This is a genomic window from Streptomyces sp. DG2A-72, from assembly GCF_030499575.1.
Lineage (GTDB): Bacteria > Actinomycetota > Actinomycetes > Streptomycetales > Streptomycetaceae > Streptomyces.
This window is the reverse complement of record NZ_JASTLC010000001.1, coordinates 9,249,289-9,265,944: the sequence shown is the minus strand read 5'-3', so window position 1 is coordinate 9,265,944 and position 16,656 is coordinate 9,249,289. Positions and strand designations below refer to the sequence as shown.

Annotated in this window: 17 protein-coding genes and 1 tRNA gene; 9 read left to right on the top strand and 9 right to left on the bottom strand. The window is 71.0% G+C overall.

Translation table 11 applies throughout. The annotated features are described in order from the left end of the window. Positions 1-59 precede the first annotated feature (59 nt). Both QQY66_RS43980 and QQY66_RS43975 read left to right on the top strand, forming a co-directional pair. Positions 60-647 (top strand): TetR/AcrR family transcriptional regulator, encoded by a 588-nt coding sequence (locus QQY66_RS43980; RefSeq protein ID WP_301986054.1) that lies wholly within the window; start codon positions 60-62, stop codon positions 645-647. Positions 648-1,202: 555 nt separating this feature from the next. After that, positions 1,203-2,993, top strand: a complete 1,791-nt coding sequence (locus QQY66_RS43975) for a hypothetical protein (RefSeq protein WP_301986052.1) — start codon at positions 1,203-1,205, stop codon at positions 2,991-2,993. Positions 2,994-3,234: 241 nt separating this feature from the next. Here the strand turns inward: QQY66_RS43975 and QQY66_RS43970 are convergent. After that, positions 3,235-3,308 (bottom strand) — tRNA-Pro (locus tag QQY66_RS43970). Between the two features lie 100 nt (positions 3,309-3,408). Between QQY66_RS43970 and QQY66_RS43965 the strand changes: the two genes are divergently transcribed. After that, positions 3,409-3,930: a DUF309 domain-containing protein gene (locus tag QQY66_RS43965; protein ID WP_301986050.1), complete on the top strand. Its 522-nt coding sequence runs from the start codon at positions 3,409-3,411 to the stop codon at positions 3,928-3,930. A gap of 69 nt (positions 3,931-3,999) precedes the next feature. Continuing rightward, positions 4,000-4,776 (top strand): precorrin-6A synthase (deacetylating), encoded by a 777-nt coding sequence (gene cobF, locus QQY66_RS43960; RefSeq protein ID WP_301986049.1) that lies wholly within the window; start codon positions 4,000-4,002, stop codon positions 4,774-4,776. A gap of 90 nt (positions 4,777-4,866) precedes the next feature. On the opposite strand, the gene QQY66_RS43955 is transcribed toward cobF, so the two are convergent. Beyond that, on the bottom strand, positions 4,867-5,613 hold the full coding sequence (locus QQY66_RS43955; protein WP_301986047.1) for a cobalt-precorrin-6A reductase: 747 nt from the start codon (positions 5,611-5,613) through the stop codon (positions 4,867-4,869). A gap of 231 nt (positions 5,614-5,844) precedes the next feature. On the opposite strand from QQY66_RS43955, the gene QQY66_RS43950 reads away from it, so the two are divergent. Both QQY66_RS43950 and QQY66_RS43945 read left to right on the top strand, forming a co-directional pair. Then, a complete protein-coding gene (locus QQY66_RS43950) occupies positions 5,845-7,227 on the top strand; it encodes a hypothetical protein (protein ID WP_301987698.1) in 1,383 nt (460 codons plus the stop codon). A 36-nt stretch (positions 7,228-7,263) separates the two neighbouring features. Next, positions 7,264-8,067, top strand: coding sequence for an HAD-IIA family hydrolase (locus QQY66_RS43945; RefSeq protein ID WP_301986046.1), 804 nt, complete (start codon positions 7,264-7,266; stop codon positions 8,065-8,067). A 79-nt stretch (positions 8,068-8,146) separates the two neighbouring features. On the opposite strand, the gene QQY66_RS43940 is transcribed toward QQY66_RS43945, so the two are convergent. Then, positions 8,147-8,923 carry a sulfite exporter TauE/SafE family protein gene (locus tag QQY66_RS43940; protein ID WP_301986045.1) on the bottom strand — a complete coding sequence of 259 codons (777 nt, stop codon included), beginning with the start codon at positions 8,921-8,923 and terminating at the stop codon, positions 8,147-8,149. A gap of 390 nt (positions 8,924-9,313) precedes the next feature. On the opposite strand from QQY66_RS43940, the gene QQY66_RS43935 reads away from it, so the two are divergent. Genes QQY66_RS43935 through QQY66_RS43925 form a run of 3 tightly spaced genes read left to right on the top strand, consistent with a single transcriptional unit; the run spans position 9,314 to position 10,411 of the window. Then, positions 9,314-9,571 (top strand): WhiB family transcriptional regulator, encoded by a 258-nt coding sequence (locus QQY66_RS43935; RefSeq protein ID WP_301987697.1) that lies wholly within the window; start codon positions 9,314-9,316, stop codon positions 9,569-9,571. Then, positions 9,568-10,047 (top strand): Dps family protein, encoded by a 480-nt coding sequence (locus QQY66_RS43930; protein WP_301986044.1) that lies wholly within the window; start codon positions 9,568-9,570, stop codon positions 10,045-10,047. Before QQY66_RS43935 ends, QQY66_RS43930 begins: the two co-directional genes overlap by 4 nt. 31 nt (positions 10,048-10,078) lie before the next feature. Beyond that, positions 10,079-10,411 (top strand): DUF3140 domain-containing protein, encoded by a 333-nt coding sequence (locus tag QQY66_RS43925; protein WP_301986043.1) that lies wholly within the window; start codon positions 10,079-10,081, stop codon positions 10,409-10,411. Positions 10,412-10,417: 6 nt separating this feature from the next. Here the strand turns inward: QQY66_RS43925 and QQY66_RS43920 are convergent, their stop codons facing one another. Genes QQY66_RS43920 through QQY66_RS43895 form a run of 6 tightly spaced genes read right to left on the bottom strand, consistent with a single transcriptional unit; the run spans position 10,418 to position 16,653 of the window. Beyond that, positions 10,418-11,110 carry an SDR family oxidoreductase gene (locus QQY66_RS43920; RefSeq protein WP_301986042.1) on the bottom strand — a complete coding sequence of 231 codons (693 nt, stop codon included), beginning with the start codon at positions 11,108-11,110 and terminating at the stop codon, positions 10,418-10,420. Further along, positions 11,107-11,982: a cupin domain-containing protein gene (locus tag QQY66_RS43915; RefSeq protein ID WP_301986041.1), complete on the bottom strand. Its 876-nt coding sequence runs from the start codon at positions 11,980-11,982 to the stop codon at positions 11,107-11,109. Before QQY66_RS43915 ends, QQY66_RS43920 begins: the two co-directional genes overlap by 4 nt. Further along, positions 11,979-13,331 (bottom strand): amidohydrolase family protein, encoded by a 1,353-nt coding sequence (locus QQY66_RS43910; protein WP_301986040.1) that lies wholly within the window; start codon positions 13,329-13,331, stop codon positions 11,979-11,981. The genes QQY66_RS43915 and QQY66_RS43910 overlap by 4 nt, the downstream gene beginning before the upstream one ends. A gap of 22 nt (positions 13,332-13,353) precedes the next feature. Further along, complete coding sequence (locus tag QQY66_RS43905; RefSeq protein ID WP_301986039.1) at positions 13,354-14,364, bottom strand: alpha-ketoacid dehydrogenase subunit beta; 1,011 nt, start codon at positions 14,362-14,364, stop codon at positions 13,354-13,356. Next, a complete protein-coding gene (locus QQY66_RS43900; RefSeq protein ID WP_301986037.1) occupies positions 14,352-15,329 on the bottom strand; it encodes a thiamine pyrophosphate-dependent dehydrogenase E1 component subunit alpha in 978 nt (325 codons plus the stop codon). The genes QQY66_RS43905 and QQY66_RS43900 overlap by 13 nt, the downstream gene beginning before the upstream one ends. Further along, positions 15,316-16,653, bottom strand: coding sequence for a Xaa-Pro peptidase family protein (locus QQY66_RS43895; protein WP_301986036.1), 1,338 nt, complete (start codon positions 16,651-16,653; stop codon positions 15,316-15,318). The genes QQY66_RS43900 and QQY66_RS43895 overlap by 14 nt, the downstream gene beginning before the upstream one ends. Between the last annotated feature and the right edge of the window lie 3 nt (positions 16,654-16,656).

Genomic DNA, 16,656 nt, shown 5'->3' with positions numbered 1-16,656 from the left:
AAGATCACCCAGGCCCTGGGCACGTAGTGGCTCTCCTCCTTCTCCTTACAATTGCGCCTATGTCAGTGCCAACGCGGACGAGGATCCTTGACGCGGCGTGGGATCTGTTCCTGCGGGAAGGATTCGCCGGGACGACCGTGACGCAGATCGAGGCGTCGGCGGGCCTGTCAGCCGGGAGCGGCAGCTTCTATCGGCACTTCCGGTCGAAGAAGGAGGTGCTCCAGGCGGTCGTCGACCGCGAGGTCGACCGCACCAACGCCGAGCGGCAGACCGGCCCCGAGCCCGAAGAGACCGGAGGCGACGTGCGGGCCGCGCTCGCGCTCGAGTTCGAGCGCCGACTCGGCAATCTGCGGCGGCTCCACCCGCTCATGGAGCTCGTCGCACGCGAGCGCGACCATCTCGGAACATCGGTCGACCATCTCGGCGAGCTCTTGGTCGCCCGCAACGTCAGTATCCGTTCGCAGCGCCTAGCCGGCTGGATGGCAGCCGGGGCGATCCTGACGCGTGACGCGGAGGCCCTCGCGGCAGTCATCACGTTCGCGCTCACCGGCTACCACCTGTCGGTCCGCTTCTTCGGACACCCGCCCGCCGGAGTCAGCGAGGAAGCCCTGATCACCACGCTTGTCGACCTTGTCGCAGGCGTATAGCACGCCTCACCGCCGCTCCATGGCGCGGCCGGAGGCCGCGAGGCAATGCCAGAAAGCTATGATTCATGCTGGTTTGTCAGGTAGCCCTGGCTGGTGGCGTGTTCGTGGCGGCTAGCGGCTTTGCGGGGGCGGCTGTCACTGGCTGTTCGGGGAGTCGGTAGGTTGCGGGCGCGGTCTTGACCAGCAGGTTCTTGCGTGCCCAGGCGCTGAGGTGGAGTGCGAGGGTGCTCTGTACATCGGTTCCACGGCCGCGATCACTGTTCGGCCGGGCGAGGAGACGATGGGCGCGGGACCAGACGGTCCACTCCCGTGGCCCGGCAGCGACAGGGCGCCCAGGTGTGTCATCGACGCCAGAGTTCCTCGGAGTAGCGCTCGTGGCGCCAGTGCCGCCAGTGTCCGGAGACGATCCGCTCGAACCGTCGACCGCCTGTGACGCCCTCCTGGGGCGTACTGGCGACGCTGGAACAGGCAGAGGCGAGGGGCCGGGTTCGGACAACTCGGCCGACCCGTTTGCTTCCGGGAGGGGTCCCGGTCTTCGACCGCAGACTCGGCAGCATGACGGGTAACAGCTGCCGAGCAGGTGACCGGCTCTTGTGGCCGAGCACAGGCGCGTTCGTCGCACTCGGGGTGGGGGTGGGCGTGCTGCTGGTGCTTGGCAACCTGCCCAAGACGTTCCTGGCCCCGGCGCTCGTCGGTTTCGCGTTGCCGCTGGTCCGGCGGCGGTGGGCGCACGTGCTCGCCGCCGTCGTGCTCGCCGGCACCGGGGCCGTCGTACTGCTCGCGGCCTGGTTCGCGCCCGTGCCCGAGACATTGGACGACCAACTGCTCGGCATCGGGCTGCCGGAGGCCGGTGACTTCGCGGCCGGGGTCCTGGTCGTGACGGCCTCGCTGCTTGCCGTCGCCTTCGCGCTGCGAGCCAACGGGCCTGCGCCGGCGAGGGGTTGGCGGTCCGGGGCATACGCCGTCGTCGGGGCCGTGAGCGTCACTGTCCTGGGCGCCGCGTCTCTGGCCGTGGGCGGGGCTGCCACGGACCATGTGAGCGAAAGGACCGCCCAGACCGCCTTCGACCGTGCCGAAGGACCGGCCGGTGTCCCCGCCGACCTGGAGCCGGCCCAGCGCGACGGGCCGCCATTCGACGCGTCCGTGCCGGCCGGGTTCGGCCTGGCCTGGACCGCGCGGGCGCAGTGGGCCGTGCCGCTCCCCGACGTCGGCCTCGCGGTGCTGTGCGCGATCGAACCGCCGGATGGGCCCAATACGTATCTCCCGTCCGGAACGCGGCTGAGCGCCGTGGACCTTGATACCGGCGAGGAGCACTGGTCCACCTTCATCGGATCACCGGACGTCGGCTGCGGCTTCGTCGTCGATGGCGAACGGAACGCCATCGCCCTGCTCACCGGCGACGTCGCCGTCCGACTCGACCTTGCCACCGGGGACATCACCGCGACCTACGAGCTGCCCCCGACCGCGCAGGGCTGGCGTGTCATCGGGGGCCACCCGATGGGGTTCGAGTGGCCGCTGGTGCGCGCGCCGGGCTACCTGCTGATGGAAGGGGAGCCGGAGAAGGGCGTGCGGGCCGCCGCGGCGCTGGACTTCACGACCGGCCACGTGCGCGAGCTCCGCCGCGTGCCCGCCAGGGACGCCGGCTACACCTGGCTGATCGCCGACGCGGGGGACGAGGCCGCGCTGCTGACATCCGGAAGCTGCGACGAGACCGCGCTGACCACGCTTGACCGCTCCGGCGCGCGGGTCGCCCCGGCCGACACCATCCCGCTGTTCACGGGCGGCACCAGCTGCCCCGTCCACGCGGCCGTGCTGGGGTCCGACGGCACGGCGGTCGTGCAGCGGTCCCTCTCGGACGGTGGGGACATCGTCTCCGTCGACACCGCGGCCGGGGAGGTGCGCTGGCGCAGGACGGATCCGTACCCGGACACCTTGTCGCTGGTCGAACTGCCGCTGGGGGGCACGTTCGGGGGCCGCCTGCTCGCCCGCCCCACCAGCCGCAGGGACGAGTACGCCCTGCTGGACGCCGACAGCGGCGAGGTGCTGCAGACCTGGGCCGACGACATCCCTGAGACGAGGGACGGCAACCTCCACCTCCTCGGTTGGTACGGCAGTGCCGACGACGCCGCCGCCTACCGGTTCGAGACGTTCGAGGAGGGCGGCAACGGCGAGGCGATCTCCTGGCGGCTGTCCTGGCTCGATCCCCGGACACTCCGGCCGGCGGACAAGCCGCTGTTCGAGATGAGCGACCCGGGCCAACCGGATCCCGTGGCCGCCGAAGGGAACTACCTCTTCGTCGAGCACCGAGGGAACATCATGGCCCTGACCGCCGACGCCTCCTCCTGAGCGGGCACACGGCGCCGGGTCGCCGGCCTTATCGGCCCGATCGCCGGCCCGCCGACAGCGACCGCTGCGTCACCTTCGACCAGCCGCCCGAACCGCCGGATGCTCTCCCAGCAGGACACACCGCGAGTCGCCGTGTCCAACGCACTGCTGGGATGAGCGGCATGCTCAACCTCGAAGATCGGAAACGACCCACACGAAAAGGGCCCCCACAGGCTCTCGCCTGCGAAGACCCTTCACACCGTCGGGACGACAGGATTTGAACCTGCGACCCCTTGACCCCCAGTCAAGTGCGCTACCAAGCTGCGCCACGTCCCGGTGCGCTGTCTCGCGGTGATCCGCGTGAGCGCGCGAGACAGAACTTTACCGCACGTCGGGGGCGGCGCCGAAAGGGGATGGGGCGGGGCAGAATCGAGGTATGGGCACTACATCTTCGGGAGGGCCGGTCGGGGCGCGGGATCGGGACCGTGAGGGGCGGGCACGCAATGCCCGGCCGCGGGACGGGCTCGGGCGGCCGTTGCCGTACGGCGAGGAAGGCGTGGCGCGGCAGCCGGAGGGGGTCGTGCGCAGTCCGGAGCGGACCGTGGCCGAGGCGCAGGAGCTGCTGGATGCGGGGAAGCCGTTCCATGCGCACGAGGTCTTCGAGGACGCCTGGAAATCGGGTCCCGCGACGGAGCGCGCCCTGTGGCGGGGGCTGGCCCAGCTCGCCGTGGGGCTCACCCACACGGCCCGCGGGAATCTCACCGGCGGGGTCCGGCTGCTGCGGCGTGGGGCCGGAGCCGTCGAGGAGTGGGCGTCGGGCTGCGGGGAGCCGCGGCCGTACGGGATGGATCTCGCCGGTGTCGTGGTCTGGGCGCGGCGGCTGGCGGACGACGTGGAGCGGGACGGGGTCGCCGTCGACGCGGGGGCGCGGGCGCCCCGGCTGCGCGGGGGCTCGTAGGACGGGCCGAGTAGGGGCTCACAGGAGGTGCCGCATGCGTTGTCAGTGGCGTGCGGCAGACTCGGGGGCGTGCGAAAGATTCATGTCATCGGTATCGGCGCTGGCGACCCCGGCCAGCTGACCCTGCAGGCGGTCAAGGCGCTGCGGAGCACGGACGTGTTCTTCGTCCTGGACAAGGGCGAGGTGAAGTCCGACCTGGTCCAGCTCCGCCGGGACATACTCGACGCACATGTGCCCGAGGGGACGTATCGCGTGGTGGCGGCGCGCGACCCGGAGCGGGACCGGTCCGCGGGCGGCTCGGCGTACTCCCCCGCCGTCGGTGACTGGCGCAGCGCCCGTGCCGACATCTACGAGCGGATGATCGTCGAGGACCTGGGCGAGCACGAGAGCGGCGCGTTCCTGGTGTGGGGCGACCCCGCCCTGTACGACAGCACGCTCGGGATTCTCGAGGAGGTGCTGGAGCGGGGCGCGGTGGCCTTCGAGTACGACGTCGTGCCGGGCATCAGCAGTGTCTCGGCGCTCGTCGCCCGGCACCGGACGGGGCTGAACCGGGTGGCGCGGCCCGTGCAGATCACCACCGGGCGGCGGCTCGCCGAAGGTTTCCCGGACGGCGTGGACGACGTGGTCGTGATGCTCGACGCCCACCAGGCCTTCCGGCAGTACGCCGACCAGGACATGGACATCTACTGGGGCGCCTACATAGGCACACCCGACGAGATCCTCGCCTCCGGCCCGATCGCCGAGGCCGCCCCCCGCATCGAGCGGCTGCGTGCCGAGGCCAGGGAGCGCAAGGGCTGGATCATGGACACGTATCTGCTGCGGCGCCGGAAGCCGGAGGAGTCGTAGGCGAGCGGCGACTGGGAACCCCACCACTGCAGCCCGCCCCGCGTGCGCACCCGCCCCTGCTGCACGCCATCGACCGCATCCGGACCTCCGTCACGCCCCGCCGAGACCCAGCCGGTCCAACACACCCGCCACGTCAGGCACCGCGCTGACGCCCCGTGGCAAGGGCGGGCGTCGTACGACCACGACCGGCAGGGCGAGTTCGCGGGCGGCCGTGAGTTTCGCCGCGGTGGCCTGCCCGCCGCTGTCCTTGGTGACGAGGACGTCGATGCGGTGGACGTGCAGCAGGGCTTTCTCGTCGGGGACCGTGAACGGGCCGCGGGACAGCAGGACTTCGGTGTCCGGGGGCATGGGCGGTTCGGGCGGGTCCACCGACCGTACGACGAAGTGCAGGTCGGTGAGGTGGGCGAAGGCCGCCAGGCCGAGTCGGCCGGTGGTGAGGAAGACGCGGTGGCCGAGTCGAGGCAGCAGGTCGGCCGCCGCGTCCAGCGAGGTGACCGCGTGCCAGCGGTCCTCGGGTCCCTGCTGCCAGCCCGGGCGGCGCAGGACGAGCAGCGGCAGCCCGGTCGCCGTTGCCGCCTCGGCCGCGTTCGCCGTGATCGACTCGGCGAACGGGTGCGTGGCGTCGACGAGGGCGTCCACATGGTGTGCGCGCAGCCAGTCGGCCAGGCCGGCCGCGCCGCCGAAACCCCCGATGCGTACGTCCCCTTCGACCGCCCCCGGCTTCGACACGCGCCCCGCGAGCGACGTGGTGACGTGGACGCCGGGCCGTGCCGCCAGGTCGGCGGCCAGGCGGCGGGCCTCGGTCGTACCACCGAGGACGAGGATGTGCGGGGACATGGGGCGAGCCTACGGCCGAGGCCTCGGTCCCCCGTAACTCCCCTCGTGACTCCCCTTCCTGTTGCGAACACTATGAACAGAACCGATCGGACCGTTCTCCTGCTCCCCTCGCCTTCCTAGCATCTCGGCGCACGGCGCGACGGTGCGCCGACTAGGACAAGGAGCCGTGCCTTGTACAGGTCGAGAACGTGCAACCGCTGGTCCTGTGTATGGGCGGGACTCACCGCCTGTCTGGCGCTGGTCGCCGCCGGCACGCTCACCGCCGCCCCGTCCGCCCAGGCGGGCCCGCCCCGCCCGGCCTCCGTCGCCTGCCCGGCCGACCTCGCCGACCGGGCGCGTTGCTACACCGGCCAGGACGCCCAAGGCGCCTACTACGCCATCGCCGTCCCCGACGACTGGAACGGCTCGCTCGTCGTCCACTCCCACGGCGGCCCGGACCTCGGCACCGGCTCCGACCCCGCCCGCAGCCTCGACGACCTGGGCCGCTGGTCGGTGCTGGTCGACGAGGGGTATGCGTGGGCGGGGTCGTCGTACCGCCGCGGCGGCTACGGCACCCGGATGGCCGCCGCCGACACCGAGAACGTACGACGGCTGTTCGTCGGCGAGTTCGGCGAGCCGCGGCGGACGTATGTGCACGGCCAGTCGTGGGGCGGGAACGTCGCCGCCAAGGTGGTGGAGACATACGGCACCCGGCGCGGGCCGTACGACGGTGCGCTGCTCACCAACGGCGTCCTCGCGGGCGGTTCCCGCGGCTACGACTACCGCGTCGACCTGCGCGTGGTCTACCAGTACTACTGCCGCAACCATCCGCGCCCGAGCGAAGCCCGGTATCCGCTGTGGCAGGGGCTGCGCGCCGACTCGGCCATGACGGCCGCGGGGCTGCGGGCGCGGTTGCAGGAGTGCACCGGCTACGCCTCCGCCCCGCCCGACCGGACCCCGGCGCAGCAGCGCAATCTCGACGACATCCTGGCCGTCACGAAGATCCCGGAGCGCACCCTGGAGTCGCATCTGCGGTTCGCGACCTTCACGTTCCGCGACATCGTGCACGACCGTCTCGGCGGCCGGAATCCGTTCGGCAACCAGGGCGTGCGGTACTCCGGTTCCCACGACGACGCGGCACTGAACGCCGGAGTCGAGCGGTTCGGCGCCGATCCGTCCGCCGTACGTGATCTGTCGTACGACAGCGACCTCACCGGCAAGGTCACGATCCCCGTGCTGACCCTGCACGCGATCGACGACCCGACGGCGTTCGTCGAGCACGAGGCGGCGTACCGGGCGACGCTTCAGGGCGCCCACCGGGACCGCTATCTGGTGCAGACGTTCACGCGGGAGCAGGAGCACAGCGAGCTGAGCGATGCCGAGTACGCCAACTCCCTTGCCACGCTGGACACTTGGGTGCGTACGGGGCGGAAGCCGAGCCCGCGGTCGGTGTCGGCGTCGTGCGCCGCGTTCGACCGGACGTACGGCACCGGCTGTTTCTACGATCCTGACTTCCGCCCTTCGTCGTACGCCTCACGGGTCGAACCCCGGCCAGGCGGGCTGCGCCGGCCCGCCATGACGGCCGCGCAGGAGAAGTCCTGGAGCAGGGTCGAGGGTGTCGGGATCGCTCCCTGAGATGCGCCCGGCGGCTCGATCGCTATCGTCACGGACATGGCATCCGTACGCGCCGTACTCATCGACATCGACGGAGTCCTCACCGTCTCCTGGCGGCCGCTGCCGGGCACGGTCGAGGCGCTGCGGGAGATCCGCTCGGCGGGTCTCCCGGTCGCGCTGGTCACCAATACGACGTCCAGGACCCGCGCGTCGATCGCCGGGACGCTGGCGGAGGCCGGTTTCCCGGTGTCCGCCGACGACATCCTGACCGCGCCCGCGGTCACCGCCGCGTATCTCGCCGAGCACTGTCCCGGTGCGCGGTGCGCCCTGCTGAACAGCGGGGACATCCGGGAGGACCTCGGCGGTGTGGAGATGCTGGACGAGGCGGACACGGACACCGTCCCGGATGTCGTCATCGTCGGCGGTGCCGGTCCCGAGTTCGGCTATGCGGCGCTGAACCGGGCCTTCGGGCACGTCCAGCGCGGGGCGCGGCTGGTCGCCATGCACCGCAATCTGTACTGGCGCACCGAGGGCGGGCTGCAGCTGGACGCCGGGGCCTTCCTGGCCGGCCTGGAGAAGGCGGCGCGGGTCGAGGCCGAGGTCACCGGGAAGCCGTCGGCCGCGTTCTTCACGTCGGCGCTGGCAGGGCTGGGTGCGGGCGCGGACGAGGCGCTGATGATCGGCGACGACATCGAGTCCGACGTACTGGCGGCGCAGCGGGCCGGGCTCACGGGGGTGCTGGTGAAGACCGGCAAGTATCTGCCGGAGACGCACCGGGCGGCGAGTGGCGAGCCGGACCATGTGATCGACTCGTTCGCGGACCTTCCGGCGCTGCTGGGCGCTCCGCTGGAGGAACGGTGACAAATCCGCGGGCCGGTGGGGGCTGGTCGCGCAGTTCCCCGCGCCCCTTCGGGGCACTTCACCAAGACCGCATAGAAGCTCAGCGCAGGAGCAGTTGCAGGCCGCCCAGCACCGTCGCCGCGATCACCAGCCGCTCGAACAGCCGTTGGTTGATGCGGTCCACCGCCCATTTGCCGATGAACGCCCCGGGCACGACGAACGCGACGAGCGCGGCGTCGAGGAGCAGCGAGTTGCCATCGATCAGGCCGAGGCCGACGCTGAAGGGCACCTTGGACACGTTGACGATCAGGAAGAAGAAGGCGGAGGTGCCGAGGAAGCCGAGCTTGCGGAAGCCCGCGGAGAGAAGGTACATCGACATCACCGGGCCGCCCGCGTTGGCCACCATGGTGGTGAAGCCGCCGAGGACACCGTACGAGCGGGCCTTGATCCGGCCGGAGCGGGTGACGACCGAGTCCGGCTGCTCCGCCTCCGCGTCGGCCTTGCGCCGCCGCCACACCGTCACCGCGGCCATCATCAGCAGGATCGCCCCGATCGACGTCCGGACGATCGCGTCGTCCGCCCACATCAGGAACAGCGTGCCGCCGACGACGCCCGCGGCAACCGCGGGGAACAGCCGCCACAGCGTGGGCCAGTGGGCGTGCCGCCGGTAGGTGAGGACGGCGAGCACATCGCCGGCGATCAGGATCGGCAGCAGTACGCCGGTGGAGGCGCGGGCGGGCAGCACCGCCGCGAAGATCGCGAGGCTGACCGTGTTGGCGCCGCTCACCGCGGTCTTCGAGAAGCCGACGAGGAGTGCGGCGGCGGCGAGGGCGGCGAATTCCCAGCCGGTTATGTGCCAGAGCGTCATCGTGTCCATGCGGAGACCGATGCTAGTTGCAGCTAACCGGTGGCCGTAAGGACCATCTCGCCCTATGGTCCCGGCGAGCACATCGGCGGCTACGAAGGGCTGGCCGAGGTGCTGACCGGGCATGGCGCCGCGGTGTTCGGCCTGTCCGGGCCGGTGATCGGCGACTGGAACTTGCCGGGGCGGCTGCCATGCGCTCCGCTGGAAGTGCCGCGATGCGCCGTCGGTCCGCTGCGGCACCATCGTGGCTGGTCGCTCCCCCACTCTCGACTTCGCTGGAGCGGGGGGACCCCCATCGCGGCGGAGCCGCATATGTATACGGCCGCGCGGCGCTCTCCCGTGGCTCGTTCCTGTTCGTCTCGTCGTGTTTTGCTCCAGTTCGCCCTGGGCACCCGCGCCCGCATGGAGTGGTTGCGCAGTGCGGCCTGCGTAGGAGAGGACCCTGAGCTGTTCTTCCCGGTGGGCACGTCGGGACCGGCGCTGCGGGACGTCGCGGAGGCCAAACGCGTCTGTGCCCGCTGTCCGGTCTCCGACGAGTGCCTGACGTGGGCGCTGGACAACGGCCAGACCTCGGGCGTCTGGGGCGGCACCGGTGAGGACGAACGCATTCGACTGCTCCGTAGAAGCAGACGCCACGCCGCAAGGAGGAGCGCACCATGACCGTCGTGACGAGCACGCTGCCCGAACCGGCCCGCGGGATCGCCGGGGAGGCGCTGCAGAGCACGCTCGTGGATCTGCTCGGGCTCTCACTGATCGGGAAGCAGGCGCACTGGAACATCGTGGGCCCACGGTTCCGTTCGATCCATCTTCAGCTCGACGAGGTGGTGGCGGCAGCCCGCGGCTACGCCGACACGGTCGCCGAGCGGGCCGCGGCGCTCGGTCTGCCGCCGGACGGCAGGCCCGAGACGATCGCCTCGGCGTTCACGCTGCCGGGCCCGAAGGACGGCTGGCTGCGGGACACGGAGGTCGTCCAACTGCTCGTCGACGCGCTGGGGATGGCCATCGGACGGCTGCGCGAGCGTATCGACGCGACCGAGAAGCCGGATCCGGTCACCCAGGATCTGCTGATCGGCATCACCCGCGAGCTGGAGAAGCAGCGGTGGATGTTCGACGCCGAGAACTGGCCGCGCGACTGACGGGCGAGAGCACGCACGGAAGAGGCGCATCATGACCGACGCCCTTGAACTCGACGCGCTGTGGGACGAGTTCCACCGCGTGGTGAACATGACCTCGCAGGAGCTGGCCGCCTGGCTCCGGGTCAGTGACGCCGACGAGGAGACCGAACCGCTTCCGGAACACGCCGGTTCACCGACCGGGCAGCATGTGCTGGCGATCCTGCAGAAGCGCCGCACCGACCTCACGGACGACGACATCCGGGTGATGTACGAGGTGGTGGACACGGTGAACGAGCAGGCGGACATGGAGAACGAGCCGGAGCCGGAGGAGACACAGCGTCGGCACCGGCTGATGACCATCGGCCACGACCCGCTCAAGGCCTGAACAGGCTCAGCCCAGCAGCCAGCCCCCGTCCACGCTCAACTCCGCGGCGTTGACGGACCGGTTGCGCAGCAGGAAGTCCACCGCGTCCGCCACGTCCGCCATCGTGGCGAGCCGTCCGGTGGGTGTCTCGGTGCGCAGGGCCGCCAGCACCTTCTCCGGCTTGGCCAGCCAGTACGGGCTGTCGCCCACCACTCCGGGATGGACGGTGTTGACGCGGACGGGGGCGAGCTGGACGGCGAGGGCACGCATCAGGCCGGTCATCCCGGCGTTGACGGACGCCACCGTCGTGGCCCCCGGGTAGGGGCGTTCCTTGGCCTGTCCGCCGAACAGCACGATGGCGCTGTCGTCGTGCAGCCGGGTCCGCAGGACGTGCACGACCTCCGTGTAGCCGACCAGCTTCAGCGTGACCAGGTTCAGTGCGGCATCGATGTCGTACTCGTCCACCAGGTTGTCGTCGCGGGTGACCCCGGCGAGCACCAGATGGTCGACGCGGCCGACGTCGGCCAGCGCCGCGGCGATCTCGCCCGGCCGCGACAGGTCCAGGGCGAGGCCGCGAGCCGCGCCGATCTCCTTGGCCAGCGTGTCGGAACGGTGTGCGTCGCGGCCGGTGATCACGACCTCGTCCCCGCGCTCCGCGCGCATCCGGGCGAACTCGCGGCCGATGCCTGACGTACCGCCGACGACGAGGACGCTGTTCATGATTCCAAGGCCTCCCTCAGATAGTCCCAGTCACGCGTGAACCGGTAGGAGTGGCGCACCGGCGGCTGCGGCGCCTGCGTCTCCAGCCAACGCACGGGTCCCGCACCGGCGTTGGCGAATCCGTGCACACATCCGGCGCCCGCCCAGGCGCAGTCGCCCGGCACCAGCCGATACCTCGAACCGTCGAACGTCGCGTCCACGACGCCTTCCAGGATCAGATAGGTCTCCTCGAAGGGGTGGTCGTGGCTGCCCGCGACGCCGTCGGGCGCGTACTGCACCATGAACATCGTCGAGGCGACCGCGCCCAGGTCGCTGTCGACCATCATCTTCACGGTGATGCCGCTGTAGACGAGCAGCGCGGTGCGCATGCTCGCCGAGACCGCGAGCAGATCCTGGGACTGCTTTCCCGGGTCCATCTGCCCGGGCTCGAAGTGCCCGAACGACCGGGTGCGCGGATCACGGACGTCGATACGGACGGGGTCGCGCGCTTGCAGCGCGGGCACCGCCTGGGTGTCGTACCCGTAGCGGGCCCGCGGCACCGGGGCGAGCATGTCGGCCCACCGTCCGCCCGTGTCCCCGGTGCCGCGCCAGGCGTGCGGGACGCCGGCCGGGAGGAGGCCGTAGTCGCCCTCTTCGAGGAGGTAGGACCCCTCGGGCACATCGAGGATCACGGTCCCGTCGAGCACGTGGAAGCTCTCTTCGTACGAGTGCACATGGGCGGCGACCCGGCCGTCCGGCCGTAGCTCGCAGAGGCCGAAGCCGGTGTGCACGCTGCCGTCGTCCTCACCGACCAACGTCCGCCGCCGATGGCCGAGTTCGTCGTACGGCGGCTCGGGGACGTCGGCGGCTCGGCGCACCAGGTGCTTGGTCATGCCGCGCTCTTCGCCTCCTTGGCGGCCAGGAGCCGGTCGCGGGACTCCTGGACCAGTCGCCGGGCCCGGTCGACGTCGGCCACGAGCCGGCCGTCGCGCTTGCGGACCACGCCGTCGACGATGACCGTGTCGACGTTGGAGACGTCCGCCGACAGTGTCACCGCTGCCGCCGCGTCGTGCACCGGGGCGACGTTCAGCGCGGTGGCGTCGATCGCGACGACGTCGGCGCGCTTGCCGGGGGTCAGGGAGCCGGTGCGGTCCTCGACGCCCGCGACATGGGCGCCGTTGCGGGTCGCGATCTCCAGCATCTGACGTGCCGTCAACATGTTGTCGGGCACCGGGAGGTTGGCCTTCCAGCAGTCGGCGTTGACGCGGGCTCGCTCGGCGCCGAAGGCAGCGCGGATCTGGGTGAACATGTCGCCGGGCACGGTGGTGACGACGTCGATGCTCAGGGACGGCCGCAGCCCGTGCTCGATGGCCTTCATCACGGGCGGCCACCCGTGCCCCATCTGCTCCTCGACCTGCGGCGCGATCGAGACCGTACCGCCGCTGTCGGCGACCAGCTGCCACTCCTCCTCGCTGAAGTAGCAGCAGTGGACGTAGGTGGTGTCGGCGCCGAGGAGCCCCAGGTCGTGCAGCTGCTTGACCATGCCGAAGCGGCCCGCCAGCCGGCCCATCGCCACATGCACGGTGATAGGGATGCCGAGGTCGCGGGCGAGGGCCCACTCGGCGGTGACGACGTCGTTGGTGCAGAAGCCGGGGCCGCGGGTGGCCAGTGCCATGGTGAGCAGACTGTCGTCGGAGGCGAAGTAGGTGCTGCGGATCCGCCGTACGTCGTCGCCCGGCATCGCGATCTTGCTGTCGAACCAGTAGTCGGCGAGCGAGGTGTTGGCGCTGCCGTACGCGTACTGGGCGCGGATGCCGGTCTCCGTGAGCGCCTGGATCGCGGCGTCCGGGTGGGCGGGCGTGTTGTTGATGTGCGACCAGTCGACGAGGGTCGTGATGCCGGCGTTCAGGCACTCCAGCGATCCCGCGAGGTTGGCGGCGTACACGTCCTCGGGGGTGTAGAGCGGTGCGAAGGTGTCGAGGACGTCGACGAAGTAGTCGTCCAGGGTGGCGTCGGGGGCGACGCCCCGGATCGACGCCTCCCAGGTGTGGCGGTGGGTGTCCACGAAGCCGGGGATCACGATACGGCCGGTCATGTCGAGGATCTCGGCGTCCGCGTCGATCTCCGGCCGCACCGCCGCGATCCGGCCGTCCTCGATGAGGACGTCCCCCTTGGGCAGCTCTCCGATGCCGGGGTCCATCGAGATGACGTGCCCGGCGCGCAGGAGTGTCCGCTTGGTCATCGTGCTTCCTCCCATGGGGTGTTCAATACGCGGCGAGGCTGCGGACCGCCGCCACGACCTTCTCTACGGTGGGGATGACCTGCTCCTCCAGCGCATCGGCGAACGGCAGCGGAACGCACTCCCCCGCCACCCGGCGCACGGGCGCGTCCAGCAGACCGAATCCTTCGTCGGCGACGACCGACACGAGGGTGGCGCCCCAGCCGCCCTGGTACGGGTTCTCCTCGACCGTCACGAGCCGCGAGGTCCGGGCGAGCGAGGCGAGGACGGTGGTGACATCGAGCGGGACGAGGCAGCGCAGGTCGACGACCTCCGCCTGGATGCCTTCCGACGCCAGCAGTTCGGCGGCCTGGAGTGCCACCGGCACCATCGAGGCGAGCGCCACGAGCGTCACGTCGGCGCCTTCGCGTACGACCCTCGCGCTCCCCAGCTCGACCACATGACCGGGCGGCGCAGGCGTCCCCTTGCTCGCCAGCAGGCCCTTGTGCTCGAAGAAGACGACGGGGTCGTCACTGCGGATCGCCGCCGCCATCATGCCGATCACGTCGGCGGGCGTCGACGGTGCCGCGATCTTCAGCCCGGGGATCGTGAGCGCCCAGTTCTCGGTGGCCTGGGAGTGCTGGGCGCCGAAGCCGAGTCCGCCGCCGTTGGCGGTGCGCACGACGAGGGGCACGGTCACCTGGCCGCCCGTCATATAGCGGACCTTGGGTATCTCGTTGGCGAGGTAGTCCCAGCAGCAGGCCAGGAAGTCGGAGAACATGATCTCCGCGACGGGTCGCATCCCGGTCATCGCGGCGCCCATCGCCGCGCCCACGATGGCCTGTTCGGAGATGGGCGTGTCCCACACCCGCCCCGGGCCGAACTCCTTCAGCAGTCCGACGGTCGTCTTGAAGACCCCGCCGGCCTCACCGATGTCCTCGCCCAGGCACACCACCGCCGGATCGCGCCGCATCTCCCGCGCGATGCCCTCGGCGACCGCCTCCCGGTAGCTGATCTCCCGTGCGCCGACGGCCCGTTCGGCTGTCACGTCCGCCATGCGGCACCTCCGTCGGCCCACACATCGGTCAGCGCCTCACCCGGATCGGGCCCGGGAGCGGCCTTCGCCGCCTCGACCGCCTTCTCTACGACATCCCGTGCGCGCTCGTCCGCCGCGGTGACCGTCTCCGGCGCCACCCCCAGCTCGACGAGCCGTCCGCGGGCCAGGTCCAGCGGGTCGTGCTTGAGCCAGCGTTCGACCTCCTCGGCTGGACGGTAGGTCGCCGGGTCGGCGCGGCTGTGCCCGAAGTGGCGGTAGGTCTGCGCCTCGATGAGGGCGGGCCCGTCTCCGGCCCGGGCCCGCCTGGCTAGAGGCTCGACCGTCTCCTGGACGGCGACGACGTCATTGCCGTCGACGACCTCGCCGGGGATGCCGTACGCGGGCGCCCGGTCGGCGGCGGGGCGTGCCACCGCCGTGACGTCGGCGATCGGCGTGTACTCCATGTACAGGTTGTTCTCGCACACGAACAGCACCGGCAGCTTCCATACGGCCGCCAGGTTCAGGGCCTCGTGGAAGGCACCGATGTTCGTCGCGCCGTCACCGAAGAAGGCCACCGCGATCTGGTCGGTACCGCGCAACCGGGCCGACCATGCGGCGCCGGCCGCCATCGGCAGATGGGCGCCGACGATGGCGTACGAGCCGAGCATGCCGGTGGCCGCCTTGGTGAGGTGCATCGAGCCGCCCTTGGCCTTGCACAGCCCGGTGGCCCGGCTCATGAGTTCGGCGAGGCACTCCTCGGGGGTGGCGCCGCGTGCCAGGGCGTGGTGGTGCCCGCGGTAGGTGGCGAACACGTAGTCGTCGTCGCGCAGGGCAGCGCTCGCGCCGACGGCGATCGCCTCGTGTCCGGCGGCGAGGTGGGTCGTGCCCTTGACCAGGCCGTGCAGGAACAGGTCGTGGGCGGCCTTCTCCGTACGGCGGATGACGGCCATCTGCTCGTACAGGGCGAGGAGTTCAGTGCCGTCCATCGGCCGTCCCCGTGTTCAGGTGGGACTGCGCCTCACGGCGCGTGTTCAGCTCGCCGCCCACCGTCCAGTACTTGCGTCCCGCCACCAGCAGTTCCTCCGCCGGGAACTTGGTGATGACCTCGCAGCCGTCGGCGGTGACGACCAGTTCCTCCTCGATCCGGGCGGCGGACCAGCCGTCGGCGGCGGGCCAGTACGTCTCCAGCGCGAACACCATGCCCTCTTCGAGGACTTCGGGGTGGTCGAGCGAGACCAGACGGCTGAAGATCGGCTTCTCCCAGATGGACAGGCCCACGCCATGGCCGTACTGGAGGGCGAAGGCCGCCGTCTCGTCCGCGAAGCCGAACTCCTCGGCGCGCGGCCACACTTGGACGATGTCGGCGGTGGTGGCGCCCGGCCGGACCAGGGAGATCGCCTCGTCCATGTACTCCCGGCAGCGGACGTAGGCGTCGCGCTGGGCGCGGGAGGCGCTGCCGACGGCGAAGGTGCGGTAGTAGCAGGTGCGGTAGCCGAGGTGGCTGTGCAGGATGTCGAAGAAGGCGGGGTCGCCGGGGCGGATCAGGCGGTCGCTGTAGACGTGCGGGTGCGGTGAACAGCGTTCACCGGAGATGGCGTTGACGCCTTCGACGTACTCGCTGCCGAGGTCGTACAGGACCTTGCTGACGACGCCGACGCACTCGTTCTCGCGCACGCCGGGGCGCAGATAGCCGTACAGCTCCTCGTACGCCGCGTCGACCATCGCGCAGGCCTGGGTGAGCAGGGAGATCTCGTCGCCGGTCTTGATGCGGCGGGCCTCCAGGAAGACCTGCTGGCCGTCGACGACGTCGATGCCCTCGGCGCGCAGGGCGGTGAGGATGGGCATCTCGGCGACGTCGATGCCGAGGGGTTCCTGGGCCAGGCCGTGCTCGCGCAGCTCGGCCGCGATCTTCCGGGCGACGTCCTCCGCTATGCCCGCGTCCGGGTGGAAGGCGCCGCGGAGGGTGGAGATGCCGGCGCGGGCGCCGGTGGGCGGGCCGCCCTTGCCGTCGCTGTAGTCGAGCCAGGGGTTGTAGAGCTGGTGGTGGCGGGCGGCGGAGCCGAAGTCCCAGACGACCGGCTCGCCGCCACGGGTCAGCAGAGCGAAGCGGATCAGCTTGTCCATCGCCCAGGTGCCGATGTGCGTGGCCGTCATATAGCGGATGTTGGCGAAGTCGAAGCTGAGCAGCGCGCCCAGCTCGGAGCGGTTCAGCTGTTCGTTCAGCCGGGCCAGGCGCTGCTTGCGCAGCCGGTCCAGGTCGACGCGCTCTTCCCAGTCGACGGCATTGGGTCCGAATGTGCGGATCGTCATGGC

Excerpts from the sequence above, each read along its gene's own strand:
- QQY66_RS43980 (WP_301986054.1), top strand. The coding sequence starts at position 60 with ATGTCAGTGCCAACGCGGACGAGGATCCTTGACGCGGCGTGGGATCTG.
- QQY66_RS43975 (WP_301986052.1), top strand. The coding sequence starts at position 1,203 with ATGACGGGTAACAGCTGCCGAGCAGGTGACCGGCTCTTGTGGCCGAGC.
- QQY66_RS43965 (WP_301986050.1), top strand. The coding sequence starts at position 3,409 with ATGGGCACTACATCTTCGGGAGGGCCGGTCGGGGCGCGGGATCGGGAC.
- QQY66_RS43955 (WP_301986047.1), bottom strand. The coding sequence starts at position 5,613 with ATGTCCCCGCACATCCTCGTCCTCGGTGGTACGACCGAGGCCCGCCGC.
- QQY66_RS43945 (WP_301986046.1), top strand. The coding sequence starts at position 7,264 with ATGGCATCCGTACGCGCCGTACTCATCGACATCGACGGAGTCCTCACC.
- QQY66_RS43940 (WP_301986045.1), bottom strand. The coding sequence starts at position 8,923 with ATGGACACGATGACGCTCTGGCACATAACCGGCTGGGAATTCGCCGCC.
- QQY66_RS43935 (WP_301987697.1), top strand. The coding sequence starts at position 9,314 with ATGGAGTGGTTGCGCAGTGCGGCCTGCGTAGGAGAGGACCCTGAGCTG.
- QQY66_RS43930 (WP_301986044.1), top strand. The coding sequence starts at position 9,568 with ATGACCGTCGTGACGAGCACGCTGCCCGAACCGGCCCGCGGGATCGCC.
- QQY66_RS43925 (WP_301986043.1), top strand. The coding sequence starts at position 10,079 with ATGACCGACGCCCTTGAACTCGACGCGCTGTGGGACGAGTTCCACCGC.
- QQY66_RS43920 (WP_301986042.1), bottom strand. The coding sequence starts at position 11,110 with ATGAACAGCGTCCTCGTCGTCGGCGGTACGTCAGGCATCGGCCGCGAG.
- QQY66_RS43915 (WP_301986041.1), bottom strand. The coding sequence starts at position 11,982 with ATGACCAAGCACCTGGTGCGCCGAGCCGCCGACGTCCCCGAGCCGCCG.
- QQY66_RS43910 (WP_301986040.1), bottom strand. The coding sequence starts at position 13,331 with ATGACCAAGCGGACACTCCTGCGCGCCGGGCACGTCATCTCGATGGAC.
- QQY66_RS43905 (WP_301986039.1), bottom strand. The coding sequence starts at position 14,364 with ATGGCGGACGTGACAGCCGAACGGGCCGTCGGCGCACGGGAGATCAGC.
- QQY66_RS43900 (WP_301986037.1), bottom strand. The coding sequence starts at position 15,329 with ATGGACGGCACTGAACTCCTCGCCCTGTACGAGCAGATGGCCGTCATC.
- QQY66_RS43895 (WP_301986036.1), bottom strand. The coding sequence starts at position 16,653 with ATGACGATCCGCACATTCGGACCCAATGCCGTCGACTGGGAAGAGCGC.